This window comes from Arthrobacter sp. 05L417 (genome assembly GCF_056397865.1).
This window is the reverse complement of record NZ_JBFTOG010000004.1, coordinates 21,439-37,541: the sequence shown is the minus strand read 5'-3', so window position 1 is coordinate 37,541 and position 16,103 is coordinate 21,439. Positions and strand designations below refer to the sequence as shown.

The 16,103-nt window shown below is 66.3% G+C and carries 12 protein-coding genes; 6 read left to right on the top strand and 6 right to left on the bottom strand.

Annotated elements, in window-relative coordinates; genetic code table 11:
- Positions 1-30: 30 nt before the first annotated feature.
- Positions 31-2,568, top strand: a complete 2,538-nt coding sequence (locus tag AC1DJW_RS05230) for a DNA gyrase/topoisomerase IV subunit A (protein WP_476900870.1) — start codon at positions 31-33, stop codon at positions 2,566-2,568.
- Between the two features lie 57 nt (positions 2,569-2,625).
- Here AC1DJW_RS05230 and AC1DJW_RS05225 read toward each other — a convergent pair whose 3' ends face one another.
- Positions 2,626-3,006, bottom strand: a complete 381-nt coding sequence (locus AC1DJW_RS05225) for a VOC family protein (protein ID WP_284752012.1) — start codon at positions 3,004-3,006, stop codon at positions 2,626-2,628.
- Between the two features lie 124 nt (positions 3,007-3,130).
- Here AC1DJW_RS05225 and AC1DJW_RS05220 point away from each other — a divergent pair, with 124 nt between their 5' ends.
- Together AC1DJW_RS05220 and AC1DJW_RS05215 are read left to right on the top strand one after the other, a co-directional pair.
- Complete coding sequence (locus AC1DJW_RS05220) at positions 3,131-3,649, top strand: DinB family protein (RefSeq protein WP_284752011.1); 519 nt, start codon at positions 3,131-3,133, stop codon at positions 3,647-3,649.
- Positions 3,650-3,657: 8 nt separating this feature from the next.
- Complete coding sequence (locus AC1DJW_RS05215; RefSeq protein WP_476900869.1) at positions 3,658-4,743, top strand: NAD(P)H-dependent flavin oxidoreductase; 1,086 nt, start codon at positions 3,658-3,660, stop codon at positions 4,741-4,743.
- Positions 4,744-4,750: 7 nt separating this feature from the next.
- Here AC1DJW_RS05215 and cydD read toward each other — a convergent pair whose 3' ends face one another.
- From cydD to AC1DJW_RS05200, 3 genes are read right to left on the bottom strand one after another with little or no spacing between them, the layout of a single operon-like run.
- The gene (cydD, locus tag AC1DJW_RS05210) at positions 4,751-8,275 is read right to left on the bottom strand and encodes a thiol reductant ABC exporter subunit CydD (protein WP_476900868.1); all 3,525 of its coding nucleotides are present in this window, start codon (positions 8,273-8,275) and stop codon (positions 4,751-4,753) included.
- 3 nt (positions 8,276-8,278) lie between these two features.
- Entirely contained in the window at positions 8,279-9,376 is a 1,098-nt protein-coding gene (gene cydB / locus AC1DJW_RS05205; protein ID WP_476900867.1) for a cytochrome d ubiquinol oxidase subunit II, read from the bottom strand.
- Positions 9,377-9,396: 20 nt separating this feature from the next.
- A complete protein-coding gene (locus AC1DJW_RS05200; RefSeq protein ID WP_390282114.1) occupies positions 9,397-11,001 on the bottom strand; it encodes a cytochrome ubiquinol oxidase subunit I in 1,605 nt (534 codons plus the stop codon).
- A 272-nt stretch (positions 11,002-11,273) separates the two neighbouring features.
- Here AC1DJW_RS05200 and AC1DJW_RS05195 point away from each other — a divergent pair, with 272 nt between their 5' ends.
- Both AC1DJW_RS05195 and AC1DJW_RS05190 read left to right on the top strand, forming a co-directional pair.
- A complete protein-coding gene (locus tag AC1DJW_RS05195; RefSeq protein WP_078105520.1) occupies positions 11,274-11,660 on the top strand; it encodes a BlaI/MecI/CopY family transcriptional regulator in 387 nt (128 codons plus the stop codon).
- 6 nt (positions 11,661-11,666) lie between these two features.
- Entirely contained in the window at positions 11,667-12,659 is a 993-nt protein-coding gene (locus AC1DJW_RS05190) for a M56 family metallopeptidase (RefSeq protein ID WP_284752006.1), read from the top strand.
- Between the two features lie 54 nt (positions 12,660-12,713).
- Here AC1DJW_RS05190 and AC1DJW_RS05185 read toward each other — a convergent pair whose 3' ends face one another.
- Positions 12,714-14,822 (bottom strand): DNA gyrase/topoisomerase IV subunit B, encoded by a 2,109-nt coding sequence (locus tag AC1DJW_RS05185; protein WP_476900866.1) that lies wholly within the window; start codon positions 14,820-14,822, stop codon positions 12,714-12,716.
- Between the two features lie 222 nt (positions 14,823-15,044).
- On the opposite strand from AC1DJW_RS05185, the gene AC1DJW_RS05180 reads away from it, so the two are divergent.
- Positions 15,045-15,266, top strand: a complete 222-nt coding sequence (locus AC1DJW_RS05180) for a DUF7455 domain-containing protein (RefSeq protein WP_284752004.1) — start codon at positions 15,045-15,047, stop codon at positions 15,264-15,266.
- A 153-nt stretch (positions 15,267-15,419) separates the two neighbouring features.
- On the opposite strand, the gene AC1DJW_RS05175 is transcribed toward AC1DJW_RS05180, so the two are convergent.
- Positions 15,420-16,070, bottom strand: coding sequence for an FMN-binding negative transcriptional regulator (locus AC1DJW_RS05175; RefSeq protein ID WP_459341065.1), 651 nt, complete (start codon positions 16,068-16,070; stop codon positions 15,420-15,422).
- Positions 16,071-16,103: the final 33 nt, after the last annotated feature.

Here is a 16,103-nt window from a genome sequence, read left to right as displayed (position 1 = left end):
GCAGTACACGTTTAAGGATCCACCGACTCCATGGCACGAAGCCAAAGTCCCTCCCGCTCGAACGCGGCCCCGGCCGCCGTCCACGGGGACTTCACCGAGAACATCATCGATATCGACGTCACTTCCGAGATGGAAGGCTCCTTCCTGGAGTACGCGTATTCGGTGATCTATTCCCGCGCGCTCCCCGATGCGCGCGACGGCCTCAAACCCGTCCAGCGGCGCATTTTGTACATGATGAGCGACATGGGCCTGCGCCCGGACCGCGGGCACGTCAAGAGCGCCCGAGTGGTGGGCGAAGTCATGGGAAAGCTGCACCCCCACGGTGACGCGGCCATCTATGACGCCATGGTGCGCATGGCACAAGACTTCTCGCTGCGCTTGCCCCTGATTGACGGGCACGGCAACTTCGGTTCGCTCGACGACGGCCCGGCAGCACCGCGTTACACGGAAGCCCGGCTCGCCGCGGCTGCGATGACGATGACCGAGCACCTCGACGAAGACGTGGTGGACTTCGTCCCCAACTACGACAACCAACTCACCCAGCCGGACGTCCTGCCCGCGGCCTTCCCCAATTTGCTCGTCAACGGCACCACGGGCATTGCAGTCGGCATGGCCACCAACATGGCTCCCCACAACCTCGTGGAAGTCATCGCGGCCGCCCGGTACCTCATCGCCAATCCGGACGCCACGCTGGAAGACGTCATGCGGTTCGTGCCCGGCCCGGACTTGCCCACAGGCGGCCGGATCGTGGGGCTGGACGGAATCCGTGATGCCTATGCCACGGGTCGCGGTTCGTTCAAGACCCGCGCCAAGGTGGAAATCGAACAGCTGACCGCCCGCCGCACCGGCTTGGTGGTGACCGAACTCCCCTACATGGTGGGCCCGGAGAAGGTCATCGAGAAGATCAAGGATGCCGTCAACGCCAAAAAGCTGACAGGTATCAGCGATGTCATGGACCTCACGGACCGCAAGCACGGGCTGCGCCTCGTGATCGAGATCAAGAACGGCTTCAACCCCAACGCCGTGCTGCAGCAGCTCTACCGGTTCACCCCGATGGAAGACTCCTTCGGCATCAACAATGTGACCCTGGTGGATGGGCAGCCGCAGACCTTGGGCTTGCTCCAGCTCCTGCAGGTCTACGTCGGCCACCGCCTGTCCGTCGTACGCCGTCGCACGGCCTTCCGCTTGGGCAAGAAAAAGGACCGCCTCCACCTGGTGGAGGGCCTGTTGATCGCGATCGTCGATATCGACGAGGTCATCCAGATCATCCGCTCCTCCGACGAGGCATCGGCGGCCCGCGAACGGCTGATGTCCATCTACGACCTGTCCGAGATCCAGGCCAACTACATCCTGGAACTCCGCCTGCGCCAACTGACCAAATACTCGCGCATCGAACTCGAGAAAGAGCAGGAAGAACTTCGCCGGGAGATCGCCGAGCTCGAGGCGATCCTCGCGTCCGACGTGCTCCTGCGCGAGCTGGTATCCGGGGAATTGGCCGAGGTGGCTGAGAAGTACGGCACACCGCGGCGCACGGTTCTCCTCGAGTCCGAGGCAGTCTCCCCCACCGTCGCCGCAGCGCTCGCGGCAGCCGTCCCGGCGGGCAAGGGCAAGGCCGCCGCGCTCCCGCTCGAGATCCCCGACGACCCCTGCTGGGCGCTCCTCAGCACTTCCGGCCAGATCGCGCGGACCTCCAACCAGGAGCCGCTGGCCGAATCCGGGCCGCGGAGCAAGCATGATGTCTACCGCTCTGTGGTCAAGACAACCGCGCGCGGCGAGATCGGCGCGGTCACCTCGCAGGGACGCATGCTCCGGGTACAGGTCATGGACATGCCGGCGCTGCCGCCCGTTTCCGGCCTGCCCAATCTTGCCGGGGGCGTCGCGGCAAAGGACTTCATCACCCTGCTCAAGGGCGAATCGCTCGTGGCGTTCGTGCCGCTGGATGCCGTGTTGGCCATCGGCACGGTCCAGGGCGTCGTCAAGCGCGTCCAGCCCGACTACCCGCTGAACCGCGAAGACTGGGAAGTCATCGCGCTCAAGGACAAGGACACTGTGGTGGGCGTGGAGCCGGCCCAGGACGACGACGTCGACCTGGTCTTCGTGACCCGGCTTGCGCAGCTACTGCGTTTCAGCGCCTCCGCCGTTCGGCCGCAGGGCCGCACCGCGGGCGGCATGGCGGGTATCAAGCTGGGGGACGGCGACGACGTCATCCACTTCGGCGCGGTGCGCGCCAACGACCCTGCCGCCGTCGTCGTGACGATCGCGGGCAGCAACGGCGCTCTGCCGGGGACCGCTCCGGGCACGGCGAAGATCACCCCGTTCGAGGAGTATCCGGCCAAGGGCCGGGCGACGGGAGGCGTGCGGGCCCACCGTTTCCTCAAGGGTGAAGACACGCTCCTGCTCGGGTGGGCGGGCCACGGCCCGGCGAAGGCGTCATCCAGCGCCGGCGTTGCCCGGGCCCTCCCACAGGAGCACGGCCGCCGCGACGGCTCCGGCGTTCCCCTCTCCCAGCCTGTAGATGCCATCGGTGCGAGCATGGCGTGGGAAGAAGGGAACCCCGGGGAAAATTGACCGGAAGTAGGCTTTGACTGTTACGTCGCGACTGTGCTTGGTCCTGACTATGCCGGGCTACATCGTCGAGATGCTGAGGATGTTTCCTTCCGTGTCGAGGAACCAGGCTCCCCGTTCTCCGCTCGGCATGGTGGCTACGCCGTTTTCGGTTTTCAGGCCCGGGAAGTCGTACTCTTCGAAGACAACTCCGCGTTCCCTGAGGTCGGCCATGTCCTGGTCCAGGTCCGTGCTCTGGAATCCCAACTGGGTGTTCTTGGCGGTCCCGGCGTTCGGCGTCTCGTAGAGCAGGAACGCGGTGCCGTTGGCGCACTTGTACATCAGGTTGTCTGTGGCCTCCGGGTTGTCCGGTTCGAGGCCGAGCTTGTCGCGGTAGAAGTCGCGGGCGCGGGCGATATCGCTGGCAGGGAGCACTCCGGCGACGTTTAGATCCTTAAGCATGGCAATTTCACTTTCCAGGCTTCCCCAGCACAAACTTTACTCCTGATCGGTCTGATCAGACCTGGGATGGACCGCTCGCCGGGCAGTGTGCCCGGATCGGTAATCCGGGCCCTAGACTACTGCCATGCCGATCATTCCCGATGACAAGGACTGGACCTGGGTCCTGTCCACGCCCTGTCCCGAATGCGGCTTCGACGCCGCCACTGTGACCCCGTCCACTGTCCCGGGGACAGTCCTCAACATGCTGCCGCGTTGGCGGGCCGTTCTGCGCCGGGAAGACGCGTCCACGCGCCCGGACGAGCACACGTGGTCGCCCTTGGAGTATGCCTGCCACGTGCGGGACGTCTTTAGCCTCTTCGACCAGCGCCTGAACCTGATGCTGCGGGAGGACGACGCGCACTTCGCCAACTGGGACCAGGACAAGGCCGCGATCGACGGCGACTACGCCAATGCGGACCCCGCGGAAGTCACTGCGCAGCTGGCCACCGAGGGCACTCAAATTGCCAACTCCTTCGCCGCTGTCCACGAAGACGAGTGGCCCCGCACGGGGGTCCGGAGCAACGGCTCGACGTTCACCGTGTTGACGTTTGCCCAGTACTTCCTGCACGACGTCGTCCATCACCTGCACGACGTGGACGGCTAGGCGCCGCGATGTCGTGGAAAGACACGCGGGCAACCCGCCTCTTCAATATTGACCTGCCCATCGTCCTCGGTCCTTTCGGTGGCCTGTCGTCGGTGGAGCTATCGGCCACGGTCAGCGAGGCGGGCGGGCTGGGTTCCTACGGCCTCTACGGATACGATGCGGGACGGATTGCCGCCACGGCCCGCGACCTCAGGGCGGCCACCGGGAAACCGTTCGCACTGAATCTCTGGCTCCCCATCGAGGGCGAAGAGCCGCCAACCGCGGATGCCCGGCAGTTCGCCGCCTTTGTGGACATCCTCCGGCCGTATTTCGAGCTGGTGGGCGTGGAGCCACCCGCGCAACCGGAAACCTACCTGCCCGATCTGCAGGAACAGATTCAAGCGGCCGTCGACGCCCGCCCGGGTGTGCTGAGCTTCGTGTTCGGTGTTCCGTCCGGGGCTGTCATCGAGGAGGCTCACAAGAACGGCATCGTGGTGGTCGGTACTGCAACCACGGTTGACGAAGCCGTGGCCTTGGATGCCGGCGGCGTGGACGCCATCGTCGCCACGGGGATGGAGGCGGGCGGACACCGGGTTTCCTTCCTGCGCGCCCCGGAGGACTCGCTCGTGGGGACCATGGCCCTGGTACCTCAGGTGGTGGATGCCGTCTCGGTCCCGGTCATCGCCGCTGGCGGCATCTCCGACGGCCGTGGGGTCGCTGCAGCCTTGGCGCTTGGCGCGGACGCGGTCCAGATCGGTTCGGCCTTCCTGGCCACGCGGCAGTCAGCCATCAGTCCCGCACACCTGGCCGCGATGCGCGGACCCGACGCCGCCCACACCGTCCTGACCCGCGCCCTCAGCGGCCGCTTGGCACGTGGCATCCCCAACCGGATCATCGCGGAGCTCGCCGATCCTTCCGCGCATGCCCCGTTCCCGATCCAGAACTGGCTGACCGGCAAATTCCGGCCCGCCGCGGCCGAACAGGGAATCCCGGACCTGATGTCGCTGTGGGCCGGCCAATCCACGCCGCTCATCCGGGAGGACGACGCGCGGAAACTCGTGGACAATATCGTCGAGTCGGTGGACGCCACCCTCGGGCGGCTCGGACAAACGTAACTTCGGGCTAGCTCCCGCGCACCAGCTCCGGGAGCGCCGACGGCGAGCCGAGATCCAGCCGGGAATCTCCCCCGGCGATGTCGGCCGGGTTGTGGGTAACCAAGACCACTGTGACGTCTTTTAGCCCGGCGCGCAGCTCCGCCATCATGAGGCGCCCGGCCTCGGCGTCGAGATGGGCAGTTGGCTCGTCCAGGAGCAGGACAGCTGCCCCGGTGAGGAGCGTGCGGGCCATGGCGAGCCGTTGGCGTTCGCCGCCGCTCAGGAACGAACCCGAGGGACCTATGCGGCTATCGAGGCCACCGGGGAGCCCGGATACCACTCCGGAAAGCCCGACGGCGCCCAAGGCCTTGTACATGTCCGCTTCGGAAGGCTTGCTGCCGGCCGGGCGGGCGAGCAGCAAATTGCCGCGAATCGTGGAGTCGAAGAGGTGGGCCTCTTGGGGACACCAAGCGGCCCTCCCGCTGACGCTGGCCCTCCCGGATGATGCCGGCAGGAAGCCAAGAAGCACGGAGAGCAGCGTGGATTTCCCCGAGCCGGAGGGGCCGGTGACCGCGAGCCAGTGTCCGGGGGCCGCTTCGGCGCTGAGCCCGCTGAACACCGGCGCGCCGCCGGGCCAGGACGCTTCGAGGCCATCCAGCAGCATCCCCGCGGAGCCGTCGGGTCGCTCCGGCAACGTCAGCACACCGCCGTCGGCTTCCGGCGTATCGAAGGCCCCTGACCGGGCGATCCGCCGCAGTACCGCGGCCAAAGCCGGACCCTGCCGCACGGCGGACACTGCCGCCCCGTAGGGTTCCGCGAGGGCCAGCTGAACAAGGACGACGACGGCCAGGACGGCCGGCGCGACAGTTCCGGCTTGCACCGAAGGTGCGGCGAGAAGGCCGGCCGCCAGGGCTCCCAGGGTGCAGGCAAGCACGGTCAACCCTTGGCCGATTCCGTCAGCCCACGCGGAACGCTGCGCGGCCGCCGTGGCCGCAGTGTCCCTCCGGGTCAGGGATGACAGGACCGGGCCGGCGACGCCGTTGGCGCTGAGCTCCGCGCGCGCGTCGAGGGCCAGGGCAACGTCGCGCAGCACGAGTGAGCGCAGTTGCTGCTCGGCGCGTGCCGCGTTCCGGTCCGCCACCAGTGCAAGAAGAGGAGCCAGGACCAGGCCAACCACGGCGGTCGCGGCAACCGCCGGTACGGTGGCGGGAACCAGCACCGCCGAGGCGACCACCGCCGACACCGCGACGGCGAGTGCGGACAGCGGGGGAAGCACGACGCGCGGCAGCACGTCCCGCAGCGTGTCGACGTCGTCCACCACCGCTCCGAGGACATTGCCGCCCTGCAGGAGCCGTCGCAAGGACAGGGCGCGCGCGCTGAGATTCGCCCAGAGCGCGCCCCGGAGCCTTGTCATCGCGGCGAAGACTGTGTCGTGGACGACGAGGCGTTCGGCGTACCGCAGCACCGCCCGGCCTATGCCGAAGAACCTGACTCCAACGATCGCTCCAAGCAAGTACAGGATGGGCGGTTGTTCGCTGGCCCGGATAATGAGCCAGCCGGAGAGCCCGGACAACGCCACGGCAAACAAGGCTGCGAGCGCCGCGAGGAGCGTGGCACATGCGAACTTGTAGCGGACGGGCGCCAGGATCCGCGCCAGGGCCTTGAGCGTGGAGATGCCGGTGGGGGGTTCAATTCCCCCCGCCGGTGCGGTTGCGGGATTCGTGTCCCGTGGAAGCGGAGCTGACGCGGGTGCGGCGGATTCCAGCCCTGCGGGGCCTGCTTGCTCCTGCGCCGCCCTTCGGTCGATCTCCCCGCCGCCGACGTTCCCGCCGTCGACCTTCACTACGTTGTCCGCCAGCTTCCGGGTGGCGGCGTCGTGGGCCACCAGGATGACAGTCGCGGCCCCCCGCAGCCCCGAGATGGCCGAACGGATGGCGTCCGCGGACGCGACGTCCAGGTGTGCGGTGGGTTCGTCGAGCAGCAGGACCGTGGCACCCGCGTCGACGCGCGCCAAGCCGCGCGCCACGGCCACCCGACGCACTTCGCCGGGGCTCAACTCGGCGGGATGTTTGAACGCGAGGTGCTCCGCGGCGGCCTGCTCCAGGCAGCTCATGGCCCGCGCGGTGTCCGCATCGGCGGTGGATCCGGGGTCCATCGACGCATCGACCTGGGACCCGGGGCCGGGATTGCGGCCGTTCAGGTAAAGGACCACCTCGTCCAGCACCGTGCCGGCAACCATGACGGGATGTTGCGGAACCCAAGCCACCGCGCCGGCGCCCACGCCGGTGACGGAACCTTCGATGGTTGCCAGCGGACCGTCGCCGATCGTGCCGGCGAGGACACCCAGGATGGTGCTCTTGCCCGAACCGCTGCGGCCGTCAAGCGCGGTGATCTGCCCGGCCGGAGCCTTGAAGTCGATGGGCCCGACGGCGGCAGCCACCCTTACCGCGTACGTCACCGTCAGTCCGGTGACCACGACGCCGGCCGGCGCCCCGCTGCCGGCTGGCCCGCCGTTGCCGGCTGGCGCGGCGTTGCTGGCTGGCGCCCCGCTGCCGGCTGGCGCGGCGTTGCTGGCCGGCGCGGTGGCGTCGTACCCGTCATTCAGCGGGCGTCCCGCAGGCGAGTCAAGCACGGCGTTGGCTGCTGCCAACGCTTCGCGCCCGTCGTCGCTGGCGTGGTGGGCCGTGCCCAGCTCGCGCAGGGGAAGATAGCAATCGGGGGCGAGGATGAGGGCCAGCAGGCCTGCTTCCAGGCCCATGTCGCCCGCCACAAGTCGCACACCGATGAAGACGGCCACGACGGCTACGGAGATGGTGGCTATCAGCTCAAGGGCGAGGGCGGACAAGAAGGCAGTCCGCAGGGTTCCCATGGTGCGCGAGCGGTATTCCTCGGAGAGGTCCTCGAGGGCTGCGCGCTGTTCTCCCGCGCGGCCCAGCCCCACCAGCACGGGAAGTCCCTTGGCCAACTCCAGGATGTGCCCCGAGAGCTTCCGCAGCGAGGATTGGGCTTCGTGGACCCTGTCCTCGGTATGGCGGCCGATCAGGACCATGAACAGCGGGACCAGTGGCAAGGTCAGCACCACGACCACGGCACTGACCCAGTCCGCAAAGAGGATCCGCGCGCCGAGGAGCAAAGGCAGAGCGGCGCAATTGACCAAGGCGGGCAGGAACTGGGTGTAATAGTTGTCCAATGCGTCAAGTCCGCGGGTGGCAAGCACGGCGAGCCCGCCGTCGTTCACTTCGCCGACTCGTCCCGCAGCACCGGGGCCGAGGGCGCGTCCCAGCAGCCTGGACCTCAGCTCTTCCTTGACCCCGAGGGCCGCGCGGCGCGCCGCGACTCCCTGGCCCCAGACCGTCAGGGACCGCAGGACCGCTCCAGCGGCACCCCACAGGAGTCCTTCGCGCCACCCCATGCCGCCCGCCGCAAGTCCGGACAGCATCTCCGCGATGGCCTGCGCAATCAGGACCAGGGACAAAGCCTTGAGTGCGGACAGCAGGCCAAGGAAGTACAAGGCGGATCGGGTGGCGGGTCCTGCGGGCAGCTGGGGCTTCATCCGTTACTCGCCGGCGTCGTGGGGTGCGTGTTTGGCAGCTGGTCCGCCCGACGCCGCATGGCCCACCAGGACCTTGGCCGCGATGGCCGGGAGGAAACCATGTGCGGCGGGAATATGTGCGGCACTTACGCGGCGGCGGAACACCCAGTAGGTCCAGGCCTGGTAGGCGATGACGAGGGGCAAGCCGACGGCGGCCACGATGCTCATCAGCCCCAGGGTGTAGGCGGAGGACGAGGCGTTGGAAATGGTGAGGTTGAAGGCAGGGTTCAAAGTGGACGGGATGACCACGGGGAACGCCGCGCCGAAGATGGAAGCAGTGGCGCACACCAGGAACGCACCTAGGGCTCCGAACGCCTTGCCCTCAGCACCCTTGCGGGCGAGGACCCATGCCCCTGCCGCCGCCACGACTCCGAGGACCACCAGGATCCACGTCAACGGCTTGCCGCTGAGCAGCTGCACGGCCACCATCCATGCCAGCAGCGGCAGGAGGGACAACGGGGCGAGTCGCACGAACCAGCGGCGCGCACGGTGGCGCACTTCGCCGTCGGTCTTCAGGGCCAGGAACGCCAGTGCGTGCACCAGGGCGAACGCGACGACGGCGATACCGCCCAGCACGGCATATCCGCTGAACCAGGCAAAGGGGCCGCCCTGGCGGTCGCCGTTCGAGTCGATCGGCAGCCCGGTAGTGGTCAACGCCAGCGCGGCGCCGATGCCGAACGCGGCCGTGAACGAGCCCAAGGCGATGGCCCAGTCCCAGACGGTCCGCCAGCGCGCGGTGTCAACTTTGCCCCTGTACTCGAAAGCCACCGCCCGGAGGATCAGGGCCACCAGGACAATCAGCAGCGGCAGGTAGAGCGCCGAAAACAGCGAGGCGTACCACAGCGGGAAGGCCGCGAAGGTGGCACCGGCCGCGGTCAGCAGCCACACTTCGTTCCCGTCCCACACCGGGCCGATCGTGTTCAGCAGCACCCGGCGGTCAGTGTTGTTCCGGGCGAAGAGCTTCATGAGCATTCCGACGCCGAGGTCGAAGCCCTCCAGGAAGAGGTAACCCGTCCACAGCACGGCGATGGCGACGAACCAGACGGTAGGCAACAGTTCCATTCGAAAGATCCCTCTGCTTCCTAGTAGGCGAATGCCAGGACGTCGTCGCTGTCGCCGGGCTGGCCCGGTGCACCCGGGGTCCCGCCGTCGTCGTCCTTCTTTTTCTTGTCATGCGCTTCGGCGAGCTCCGGCATCGCGGACACCACGCCTCCGCGGGCGTATTTGACCAGTAGCCGGACTTCCACCACCAGCAGGACCGCGTAGATGGAGGCCAACACCACCAGCGAGGTGATGAGCTCGGCGGCGGAGACGCCTGGTGAGACGGCGGCGGCCGTGAACATGAACACTTGGTCGATTCCGCTGGCGTCCGGATTGGGCGCGACGACGAACGGCTGCCGGCCCATTTCGGTGAAGATCCAGCCGGCGGCGTTGGCGCCGAAGGGAGCCAGGATGCCGAACACCGCCAGGCGCATGATCCAGCGGGATTGCGGGACCATGCCCTTGCGCGTGACCCATAGGGCGAGCAAAGCGGCAAGGGCAGCGATCCCGCCGAAGCCGATCATCATCCGGAAGCCCCAGTAGGTGACTTCCATGACCGGTACGTACTGGATGTCCTGGCCTGCCCGATCGCCGTAGAGGGGATTGTCCGGCAGGTGGGTGCCGTACTTGGCCTTGTATTCGTCCAGGAGGCTGTTGACGCCCTTCACTTCCGTGGTGAAATCGCCCTTGGCCAGGAAGGAAAGGATGCCGGGGACCTCGATCACGGCCACGATGTCGTTGCAGTTCTTGGACCCGAGGTTGCCGATGCTCAGCACGGAGAAGCCGGTTCCGTCGTGGCAGGCGGCCTCGGCCGCGGCCATCTTCATGGGCTGTTGTTCGAACATCAGTTTGCCTTGCAGATCGCCGGTGATGGCGGTTCCGGCGAAGGAGATCATGGCGACGACGGCGCCGATCCGCAGGGAGGTGATCCACACCTTGTAGTCGGCCTTGTCGCGTCCGGGAATGTCGGCTTCGCCCGCGACGGCCCGGCCATCCGCTCCGACGGTGTCGATACCGTCGTGCCGGCGGCGCCAGAGGTGGTACCAGGCGATGCCCAGAAGGAACGCACCGGCAACCGCCAGCGCGCCGAAGAGCGTGTGGGGTACGGCCACCATGGCGGTGTTGTTGGTGAAGACTGCCCACGCGTCGGTCATGACGGGACGCCCGTTGACCATCGTGACGCCGACGGGGTGCTGCATCCAGGAGTTGGCCACGATGATGAAGTACGCCGAGAAGACCGAGCCGATCACGGCGATCCAGAGGCACGCGAGGTGGACGCCACGCTTGAGTTGCTTCCAGCCGAAGATCCAGAGTCCCAGGAAGGTCGATTCCACGAAGAAGGCCAGCAGCGCCTCCAGGGCCAGGGGCGCACCGAACACGTCACCGACGAATCGGCTGTATTCGCTCCAGGCCATGCCGAATTGGAATTCCTGCACGATGCCCGTGGCCACGCCCATGATGAAGTTGATGAGGAAGAGCTTGCCCCAGAACTTGGTCATCCGCAGGTATTCAACCTTGCCCGTGCGATACCAAAGAGTCTGGATGACTGCCACGACAAGCCCCAGCCCGATGGTCAACGGCACCATCATGAAGTGGTAGACCGTGGTGATTCCGAATTGCCAGCGTGCGATTTCCAAGGCGTCCATGGCTGTCCTTATTGTCCCGCCGCCCGCTTGCGGCGTCCATTTTCTACGTTGCGTAGAAACAACTACTTCTACACAGTGTAGAACACTCCCTTGCGATGTGCTCACCACTCTTCCAGTGGCGTCACAGTGCCGCAAGGACACGACGCGCCGCATGTTCTACCTCACGTAGAATCGTCGCCTAAAAAGCGGTAGATTGAGGGTGGAATGTTGGATCATCGCACTTCCCCCGGCCCATACGACGGGCGGCAAGTGCGGAAAGTAGGGATGCATTGATGGCAAGTCTTGGCGAACTGGAACGGGCGGTCATGGATCTCCTTTGGGCGGGCCAGGAGGCTGCGACAGCCAACAAACTTCGTGATCTGCTGGCGCAGGATTCTGCCGCCACGGATGGCATTGCAGGACACCAAGGCAAGGACCTCGCAGTCACCACAGTGCTGACGGTGTTGTCCCGCCTTGAGAAGAAGGGCCTCGTGGAGCGCGAACGCGGCACCCGCCCGCACCGCTACCAGGCTGTTTCGAGCCGCGCGGACCACACAGCGGACCTCATGCACGAGGCCCTCGGCTCCGCCCCGGACCGCGAGGCCGTGCTGGCCCGGTTCATCGGTTCCGTGAGCGAGAGTGAAGCTGCCACGCTGCGCAAGCTGCTCGGCAAAAACTAACCACCCATGTTCTGGACCTCATATTTTCTGGCGGTCCTTGCTTTGGTGCTGGCCTGGCCGGTTCCTGTCCTCTTGTCGCGCGCCGAATGGCCGTCGCGCGCGCCTTTCATGGCCATGGTCCTCTGGCAAGCCATCGCACTCGCCGGTGGCCTGTCCATGATCGGGGCCATGCTCGTCTACGGGCTTGAGCCTATCGGCGACAACCTCATTGCGGGCCTGCGTTCCCTGGCCGGCATGGTGCTTCACAACGAGCCCACCACGGCACTGGGCTTCTGGCACTTGTTCGCTTTGTCCGCCGCGGCGCTACTGAGCGCCCATCTCGTCTTCACCCTGCTGCTCACCTACGTCAAGATCGAACGGCAGCGGCGGAGGCACCGCGAACTCCTCGCGCTTCTGGCCTCACCGTCCGACGACGGCACCGGCACCGTGGTCATCAACCACGACTCCCCCGTTGCCTACTGCCTGCCCGGCGGCGCAAGGTCCGTGACCGTCTTGTCCGACGGCCTGATGGCTGCCCTGGAGCCTGCCGAACTCCGGGCCGTCCTCATCCACGAGAATGCCCACCTCTCGCAACGCCACGACCTTCTCTTGTGGGCCTTCGCGGCGTGGCGCCAGGCACTGCCTTGGTTCCCCACCACGCGCCTCGCCCAGGTCGCGGTCAACTCCTTGATCGAAATGCTCGCCGATGACGTGGCCCTGCGCACCGAGAGCAAGGGGACACTCATCAAAGCGATCGCGATCGTGGCCAGCGGTTCCGCCCGTCCCGTGGAGCAATTCGCGCCTCCCCGAACAAGCGGTCAGGACGCTTCCCCCGAAGACAGCACCTTGAGCGGCACGGGCGGTGCCGATTCACCCCGCACGACGGCGTCGCGCGTCAGCCGGCTGCTCTCACCCAAGCCGCCGCTTCCGGCAGCCCAGCGCGCCCTGGTCCTTGCGGCGTCGGCCATGTTGCTCGCCGTGCCGACAGGCCTGCTGATTGTGCCGGGCTTGCTCGGCTGAACGCCCTGCAGGCCTGAAGGGCTCGGTGAGCCTGCTGAACGCAGGCCAGCTGGATCAGGCGTCGATGCGTTCCCGGTCCAGGTCCGCAGCGCCGGCGATAATGAAGTCCTTGCGCGGGGCGACGTCCGATCCCATCAGCAGGTCGAAGGTGTCCTCGGCCATCTTGGCGTTCTCGATGCCCACCTTGCGGAGGGTGCGGTGGCGCGGGTCCATGGTGGTCTCGGCGAGCTGCTCGGCATCCATTTCACCGAGGCCCTTGTAGCGCTGGATCGGCTCCTTGTAGCGCTTGCCGTCCTTGGCGAGCCTGGCCAGCAGAACGTGCAGTTCGGCTTCCGAGTACGTGTAGATCATCTCGTTGGCCTTCTGGCCCGCGTTGATGACTTCCACCCGGTGCAGCGGCGGCACTGCCGCGTATACCCGGCCCTCGTCGATCATGGGACGCATGTACCGGAAGAACAAGGTGAGCAGCAGCGTACGGATGTGGGCGCCGTCGACGTCTGCATCGGTCATCAGGATCACCTTGCCGTACCGGGCGGCATCGATGTCGAAGCTCCGGCCCGAACCGGCACCCACCACCTGGATGAGCGCTGCGCACTCCGCGTTGGAGAGCATGTCACCCACCGAGGCTTTCTGCACGTTCAGGATCTTGCCACGGATCGGCAACAGAGCTTGGAAGTCTGAGGACCGCGCCAGCTTGGCGGTGCCGAGGGCAGAGTCACCTTCCACGATGAACAACTCGGAGCGCCCGACGTCGTCCGTGCGGCAATCTGCCAGCTTGGTGGGCATCGACGAGGTTTCCAGCGCATTCTTCCGGCGCTGCGTCTCCTTGTGGACGCGTGCCGAGATGCGGGACTTCATCTCGCTGACGATTTTCTCGAGCAGCAGGGCGGATTGGGCTTTGTCGTTGCGGTTCGCCGAGTTCAGGCGCGCGGTGATCTCATCCTCGACCACCTTGGCAACGATCGCCCTGACGGCCGAAGTGCCCAGGATTTCCTTGGTCTGGCCCTCGAATTGCGGCTCCGCCAAGCGGACCGTCAGGACTGCCGTGAGGCCGGCGAGGACGTCGTCCTTCTCAATCTTGTCGTTGCCCGCTTTGAGCTTGCGTGCGTTCGTTTCGACTGCCTTGCGGAAGGTCTTCAGGAGGGCCTGTTCGAAGCCTGCCTGGTGCGTGCCGCCCTTGGGCGTGGCGATGATGTTGACGAAGCTCCGCATGGTGGTTTCGTAGCCGATCCCCCAGCGGAGCGCGATGTCCACTTCACAGTCGCGTTCCACTTCGGCGATCTTGCTGTGCCCGTTTTCGTCAAGGACCGGAACTGTTTCCTTGAACTTGCCCGCGCCATGGAGCCGCCAAATATCCGTGACGCCCGAATCCGCGGCGAGGAAGTCGACGAATTCGGAAATGCCGCCGTCGTGGTGGAAGACCTCTTGGTGCGGGCCGCTCTCGCCGGGCGTGCCGGGGAGCCGGCGCTCGTCACGGACCGTGAGCTTGAGTCCCGGAACAAGGAAAGACGTTTGGCGGGCGCGCGCCGCCAGATCCTCGTAGGCAAACTTCGCATCCGGGGTGAAGATCTGCCGGTCCGCCCAGTAGCGGATGCGGGTGCCGGTGACGCCCCGCTTGGCCTTGCCCACGACGTCGAGCACCGAGTTCTCGACGAACGGTTCGAAGACGGACGTCGGGCTGGGCTTCGAGCCGATGTCCTTGAATCGTCCGGGCTCGCCCCGGCGGAAAGACATCTGGTATGTCTTTCCGCCGCGGTCCACCTGCACGTCCAGACGGGCCGAGAGCGCGTTCACCACGGACGCGCCAACGCCGTGCAGACCGCCGGACGCCGTGTAGGAACCGCCACCGAACTTTCCGCCCGCGTGAAGTTTCGTGAAGACAACTTCGACGCCGGTGAGCCCGGTCTTGGGTTCCAGGTCCACCGGGATGCCGCGGCCGTCGTCGTGGATTTCCACCGAATTGTCCGCGTGGAGGATGATCTGGATGTCGTGCCCGAAGCCCGCCAGCGCTTCGTCCACGGAGTTGTCGATGATCTCCCACAAGCAGTGCATGAGGCCGCGTGAGTCGGTGGAACCGATGTACATGCCCGGACGCTTGCGGACGGCCTCCAGGCCTTCCAAAACTGAAAGGTGCCGGGCGTTGTATTCAGAACTCGGTGCCACAGGCGGGGCGCTCCTTCGGGGGTGTAACAGAGGCAAAAAACACTCCTCCTAGGCTAGCTGCCCCGGAGCCCGGACGAGAGCTGCCACTCCCAATCGTGCTGGACGCCACTTCCCGGTGTTACGCACATGTGATACGCGGACAGCGAACGTGACCCATCCTTGCCATGGTTTTGCTTCGAATGCTGGTTATATGGATACACAGAACTACTAAGGAGGCCGAACATGACAACAGCAGTTGCAGACCGCACACTCAATGCACTCGACCGGTGCGACCGTTGCGGGGCCCAGGCATATGTCCGCGTTGTACTCGAGTCCTCCGGCGGTGAGCTGCTGTTCTGCGGCCACCACGCACGTGCAGTAGAGGCCACGCTGCGGCCGATGACCTCGGACTGGCACGACGAGACGAGTCGCCTTCAGGAGAAGGAACCCGTCCTGGCTGACTAGCCTAAATGGCTGGCCCCAACGGCCACCCGGCTGACAAAACTTCATAGAGACAACGGCCCCCTCCGGACGGAGGGGGCCGTTGCGTTAAGGGGGAGCTCCGTTAACGGGAGCTCCCCGCCTAGGCGAGGGAATTGCCTAGGCGGAGGGCGTTGCCTAGACGCGGCCGGCGTCCCGGCGCGGTCTTACCTGCCGGGCGCGGGCAACGTCGGCTGCGATCTCCTTGTGGCCTTGGGCGTCGAGCCCTGCCACGACCCCGTCGATGTCCGCGTCCGGCCGGTTCTGGCTCAGTTTGGCTTTCGCTTCGATGCGGGTGATCACCAGTTCTATGCCGACGATGGCACGCAACTGGCCGGAGACGTAGCGCTCCGGCGCGTCGTCCACGGACCACGGCCGCTCGGAACGGGCTTCGTTGAGCTCGGTCAGGCGCCTGACATGGTTCCCGAGCCACGCCGCATCATCGTGGACGGCAAGCTTGCCGTAGACGTGCGCCGTGGAGTAATTCCAGGTCGGGACGACGCGTCCATGTTCTTCCTTCGATGCGTACCAAGAGGGCGAGATGTAGGCGTCCGCACCCTGGATGATCACGAGCGATTCCCCGATCGCCGGCTCGGACCATTGCGGGTTGGTCCGGGCGAGATGTCCGTGGAGTGCACCGTGTTCACCGATCGCGGGATCGTAGATGAGCGGCAGGAACGTGGCAAGCAGGCCCTGCGGCGACATGGTGACCAGATTCGCCGCACTTGGCCGCGTCAGGAGGTCGTGGATCACGTCAGGACCGGCCGCGAAATGCGCTGGGATGTACATGGGTTCTATTCTTCCTATTTTGTGACGAGCGGT

Bases quoted from the DNA above. Each gene is read 5' to 3' on its own strand.
- AC1DJW_RS05230 (WP_476900870.1), top strand. From the start codon at position 31: ATGGCACGAAGCCAAAGTCCCTCCCGCTCGAACGCGGCCCCGGCCGCC.
- AC1DJW_RS05225 (WP_284752012.1), bottom strand. From the start codon at position 3,006: ATGCTTAAGGATCTAAACGTCGCCGGAGTGCTCCCTGCCAGCGATATC.
- AC1DJW_RS05220 (WP_284752011.1), top strand. From the start codon at position 3,131: ATGCCGATCATTCCCGATGACAAGGACTGGACCTGGGTCCTGTCCACG.
- AC1DJW_RS05215 (WP_476900869.1), top strand. From the start codon at position 3,658: ATGTCGTGGAAAGACACGCGGGCAACCCGCCTCTTCAATATTGACCTG.
- cydD (WP_476900868.1), bottom strand. From the start codon at position 8,275: ATGAAGCCCCAGCTGCCCGCAGGACCCGCCACCCGATCCGCCTTGTAC.
- cydB (WP_476900867.1), bottom strand. From the start codon at position 9,376: ATGGAACTGTTGCCTACCGTCTGGTTCGTCGCCATCGCCGTGCTGTGG.
- AC1DJW_RS05200 (WP_390282114.1), bottom strand. From the start codon at position 11,001: ATGGACGCCTTGGAAATCGCACGCTGGCAATTCGGAATCACCACGGTC.
- AC1DJW_RS05195 (WP_078105520.1), top strand. From the start codon at position 11,274: ATGGCAAGTCTTGGCGAACTGGAACGGGCGGTCATGGATCTCCTTTGG.
- AC1DJW_RS05190 (WP_284752006.1), top strand. From the start codon at position 11,667: ATGTTCTGGACCTCATATTTTCTGGCGGTCCTTGCTTTGGTGCTGGCC.
- AC1DJW_RS05180 (WP_284752004.1), top strand. From the start codon at position 15,045: ATGACAACAGCAGTTGCAGACCGCACACTCAATGCACTCGACCGGTGC.
- AC1DJW_RS05175 (WP_459341065.1), bottom strand. From the start codon at position 16,070: ATGTACATCCCAGCGCATTTCGCGGCCGGTCCTGACGTGATCCACGAC.